This window comes from Curvibacter lanceolatus ATCC 14669 (assembly GCF_000381265.1).
Lineage (GTDB): Bacteria > Pseudomonadota > Gammaproteobacteria > Burkholderiales > Burkholderiaceae_C > Curvibacter > Curvibacter lanceolatus.
The window spans coordinates 1-4,861 of the sequence record NZ_KB906306.1 but is presented as its reverse complement, the minus strand read 5'-3'; the positions used below and the strand labels follow the sequence as shown (position 1 = coordinate 4,861).

At 62.9% G+C, this 4,861-nt stretch carries 3 protein-coding genes; all 3 read left to right on the top strand.

Annotation, left to right across the window (positions count from 1 at the left end; all coding sequences use genetic code 11):
* Positions 1 to 1,098: branched-chain amino acid ABC transporter substrate-binding protein (locus F624_RS0131690; RefSeq protein WP_019578378.1), on the top strand; the 1,098-nt coding region annotated here is incomplete at its 5' end.
* Positions 1,099 to 1,863: 765 nt separating this feature from the next.
* Positions 1,864 to 3,009 (top strand): FIST signal transduction protein, encoded by a 1,146-nt coding sequence (locus tag F624_RS0131685; protein ID WP_019578377.1) that lies wholly within the window; start codon positions 1,864 to 1,866, stop codon positions 3,007 to 3,009.
* The coding region (locus F624_RS0131680; RefSeq protein WP_157443750.1) for a PAS domain-containing protein at positions 3,009 to 4,861 on the top strand (1,853 nt) is incomplete at its 3' end. The genes F624_RS0131685 and F624_RS0131680, both read left to right, overlap by 1 nt.

Genomic DNA, 4,861 nt, shown 5'->3' with positions numbered 1-4,861 from the left:
CTGGCAGTTCTGGCAGGCGCTGCCTCGGCACAAGACGTCCAGGTCGTGAAGATCGGCCACGTCGCCCCGATGTCGGGTGCCCAGGCCCACTACGGCAAGGACAACGAGAACGGCGCCCGCATGGCCGTTGAAGACCTGAACACGCAAAACATCGTGATCGGTGGCAAGAAGATCAAGTGGGAACTGGCCGCTGAAGACGATGCAGCCGATCCGAAGCAAGGCACGGCCGCGGCACAGAAGCTGTGCGACGCCAAGGTCGCCGGCGTGGTCGGCCACCTGAACTCGGGCACCACCATCCCGGCCGCCAAGGTGTACAACGACTGCGGCATCCCGCACATCACCGGTGCCGCCACCAACCCCAACCTGACCAAGCCCGGCTACAAGACCACCTACCGCATCATCTCGAATGACAATGCGCTGGGCGCCGGCCTGGCCTTCTACGCTGCGGACACCCTGAAGCTCAAGCGCGTGGCCGTGATCGACGACCGCACCGCCTACGGCCAGGGCGTGGCCGATGTGTTCAAGAAGATCGCTGCCAGCAAGGGCATCACCGTGGTGGACGAGCAGTTCACCACCGACAAGGCCACCGACTTCATGGCCATCCTGACCTCGATCAAGGCCAAGAACCCGGACGGCATCTTCTTCGGTGGCATGGACCCGCAAGGCGGCCCGATGCTGCGCCAGATGGAGCAACTGGGTCTGGGCAACGTGAAGTACTTCGGTGGTGACGGCATCTGCACGTCCGAACTGGCCAAGCTGGCCGCTGGCGCCAAGACGCTGGAAAACGTGGTGTGCGCCGAAGGCGGCGCCTCGCTGGCCAAGATGCCTGGCGGCGAAGCCTGGAAGAAGCGCTACGACGCGAAGTACCCCAACCAGTTCCAGGTGTACAGCCCGTACACCTACGATGCGACCTTCGTGCTGGTCGACGCGATGAAGCGTGCCAACTCGGTGGACCCGAAGGTCTACATCCCGAAGCTGATCGAAACCAACTTCCAGGGCGTGACCGCCAAGATCGCGTTCGAGCCCAATGGCGAGCTGAAGAACCCGGCCATCACCCTGTACACCTACAAGGATGGCAAGAAGACCGCTCTGAACTGATCGCCCACGATCTTCAGCGGCTTTCGCCCCACTCAAAAAGCCACCTTCGGGTGGCTTTTTTCATAGGCGGATCGCCGCGCTCAGCGCTGGGGTGGCCCACCCGCGGGGCGTGCCGGACGGCAAGCCAGCATGCCGGAATTGCTTGAACTGCTGGCGTTGCTGCTGCCTGGCGGCCCTTCAGGCGGGCTGTCGCAGGTACCGATCAGCGTTTCGTTCTGACGCCCTGTGAAGCTGCAACTGGCGCCGGAGGTCTTGCCTTTGCAGGCGGCAACGGCCTCGGCGGGAGGGCCGCCGCGCGGGGGGCCCCCACTGCCGTCAGTGGGCTGAGCCTGAACAGCGCTGGCACAAGCCATGCCGATTGCCATAGGGAGCCAGTTGGGAATGAATTTCAAGATGCATGTCCTCCGTGTAGAAGCTCTCATGTTGCGGGTGTCGTGTGGCCCCTTGTTGGCTTGTGGGTGGCTGGCTGGTAAAGCCGCCGGTTGCATGGCACGCCGGGGCTGGGTTCAATCGCTTTCAAGCTCGGTCCGGGTTATCATATGAATCATATAAATTGATTTTAAACAGTAAAAAATAAAATAAATGATTTGATTCAAAGAGCTCTGTCGGGGCAAACTCATCGAAATCAGCCCTCGGGTTCAAAACGAAATAGACGTGGGCACCTGTGGCGTCAGCCGTTTTTGCCTGTTCTTTTGGTTACAGTCAAAGAAGCTTGGCCACTCCGTTCCAGCAGGGGGCCAGTGGAGAATTCCTAGGAGTAGGCTTATGCGTGTACAGCAGGTGATCCTGAAAACCGACGATGACTGGGGCACTTTGGAGGCCTTGCGCGCGATGGACCCGGATGGTGTGCTGGTGTTTGGGTCGGTGTCCTGGTTTGAGCACGGTGGCCTTCACTCGGCCTTGCGCGAGCGATTTCCGCGGGCCCGGTTGCTGGGCTGCTCGACGGCCGGTGAAATTTCGCGTGAAGGGGTTTCTTCGGGGGCCTGTGTCATCACGGCCCTGAAATTCGATGCCACCCGCTTGCAATGCATCACCTTGCCGGTTCCCCGCATGGAAGATTCCTTCCCTGCGGGCCAGGGCCTGGGGCGGGCTTTGGCGGCACCCGATCTGCAGGCCGTCTTGGTTTACGGCCCAGGCGTGGCGATCAACGGTAGTGCGTTGGTGGCTGGGTTGACTCAAGGCTTGGGGCGTGCGGTGCCGATCACGGGTGGGCTGGCTGGTGACGATGGGGCTTTTGTTCGCACCTGGGTGTTGGGCGACGAAGGCGTGTCTGACCGGAACGCTGTGGCGCTGGGTTTGTACGGCAGTCGCCTGCTGCTGGGGCACGGATCCTATGGCGGCTGGCTGCCTTTCGGCCCGGCGCGCCGCGTGACACGTGTGCAAGGCAACGTGTTGCAGGAGCTGGATGGCGAACCCGCACTCACCATCTACAAACGTTATCTCGGCGATCACGCCAAGGATCTGCCGGCTTCCGGCTTGCTGTTTCCGTTCCTGATGGAAGAGGCCGACACCGGCGGGCGCGGGCTGATCCGAACCATCCTCGGCGTTGATGAGGTCTCGGGCAGTCTGATTCTGGCCGGTGAGGTGCCCCAGGGGGCGCAACTCAAGCTGATGCAAGCCAGCACCGACCGCTTGATCGATGGGGCGGAGCACGCAGCAGAAGCCGCGCTGGCCTTGGCCCCGCCGGCTGATGTGTTGGCCATCCTGGTCAGCTGCGTGGGGCGCAGGCTGGTCATGGGCAGCCGCGTCGACGATGAGGTCGAGGCGGTGGGCGATGTGCTGGGGGCTCGGCCCGTGCTGACGGGTTTTTATTCCAATGGTGAGATCTGTCCCTTGGGTGAAGAGGGGCCTTGCCATTTGCACAACCAGACCATGACCATCACCACGATGGGTGAAGCATTGGAGATTTGATGCACCGCGGACTCCGGCGTCAGTTGAAGCGCCAACTCGGAATCGACGACGAACAGGCCTGGGAGGACTGCCTGGCGCAGTTGCAGGCGCTCGCACCGGGCTTGCCCGCGCCCCTGGGTCAGGTGCTGCGGGGCCTGGGGCCCTTGCTCCAGCAAGTCGACGAGGCCTATGGCCAGTATGAACGCGATCTGGACTTGCGCACCCGCAGCCTGATGCTGAGTTCGGACGAGATGGATGCCGCCAACCTGCGCCTGCGCCAGGAGTTGTCCAGCCGCGACCGCGCCATCGAATCCCTGCACACCACGGTCAGCAACCTCTTGCCCGATGTGGCGGGTCGGGTCAACGTCGACATGAGCCTGGAATCCTTGTCCTCGCTGCTGTCCGATCTGGTGTCGCAGCGGGAGGCCAGCCGCCGCGAGCTCGACAACCAGCAGTTTGCCGTTGACCAGCATGCCATCGTCAGCGTCACCGATCTCAAGGGCGTGATCCTGCACGCCAACGACAAGTTCTGCGAGATCAGTGGCTACCAGCGCGACGAACTGGTGGGCCGCAACCACCGCATCGTGAAGTCGGGGGTGCATCCGGCGTCGCTTTATGAGTCGCTGTGGCACACCATCTCGAGCGGCCAGGTCTGGAAGGGCGAGCTGTGCAATCGGGCCAAGGATGGTTCCACCTACTGGGTTTCGGCCACGATTGTGCCGTCGCTGGATGCCGACGGGATGCCCTACCAGTATGTGGCGATCCGCACCGACATCACGCGTCGCAAGCAGATTGAAGCCTCCCTGGCCGAGGCCGCCAGCCGTCTTGAACTGGCCACCAGCTCGGCTGGGGTGGGCGTCTGGGGCTGGGACGTCAATAGCAAGAAGCTGTGGCTCGATCAGCAGATGGCCAAGCTGTTCCAGATCGACCTGAGCCAGTTCAGTGGCGACTACCTCGAGCTGGGTCGGCGCCTGCACCCCGAAGATCGAGACCGTGTCGTGGATGAATTCAACCAGGCCTTGCGCAATGGCAAGGGCTTGCGCACGGAGTTCCGGGTGGTCTGGGCCGACGGAACCGAACGCTATCTGCGCTGTGCGGCCACGCTGACGCGCGGCAGTGACGGGCGCCCGGCCCAGATGGTGGGCGTCGACTTTGACATCACCAGCCTGCGTCTGGCCGAACTCGAGATGCGGGTGGCCAAGGAGCAGGCGGAGGCCGCGAACCGCTCGAAGAGCGAGTTCCTGGCGAACATGAGCCACGAGATCAGGACGCCGATGAACGCGGTGCTGGGGATGTCGCACCTGCTGCTGCAGACGCCCTTGGACCGCAAGCAGACGGACTACGTGAGCAAGATCCAGCACTCGGGGCAGCACCTGCTGGGGATCATCAACGACATTCTGGATTTTTCGAAGGTGGAAGCGGGCAAGCTCGATGTGGAGCACATCGAGATGGACCTGGAGAAGGTGCTGGAGAACGTGGCCAACCTGGTGGGCGAGAAGGCGCAGGCCAAGGATCTGGAGTTGCTGTTTGACGTGGCGCCCGATGTGCCCACGCTGCTGGTGGGCGACCCGTTGCGGCTGGGGCAGGTGCTGATCAACTACGCCAACAACGCGGTGAAGTTCACGGAGCGTGGCGAGGTGACGATCCAGGTGAGAAAGCGCGAGGAGAGCGAAGGGGAGGTGTTGCTGTACCTGGCGGTGCGGGACACTGGCATCGGTTTGAGCGAAGAGCAGAAGGACCGCTTGTTCGAGAGCTTCCAGCAGGCGGATTCGTCGACGACGCGCAAGTACGGTGGCACGGGGCTGGGGCTGGCGATCAGCAAGAGGCTGGCGGCGCTGATGGGTGGCGAGGTGGGGGTGGACAGCGAGTTGGG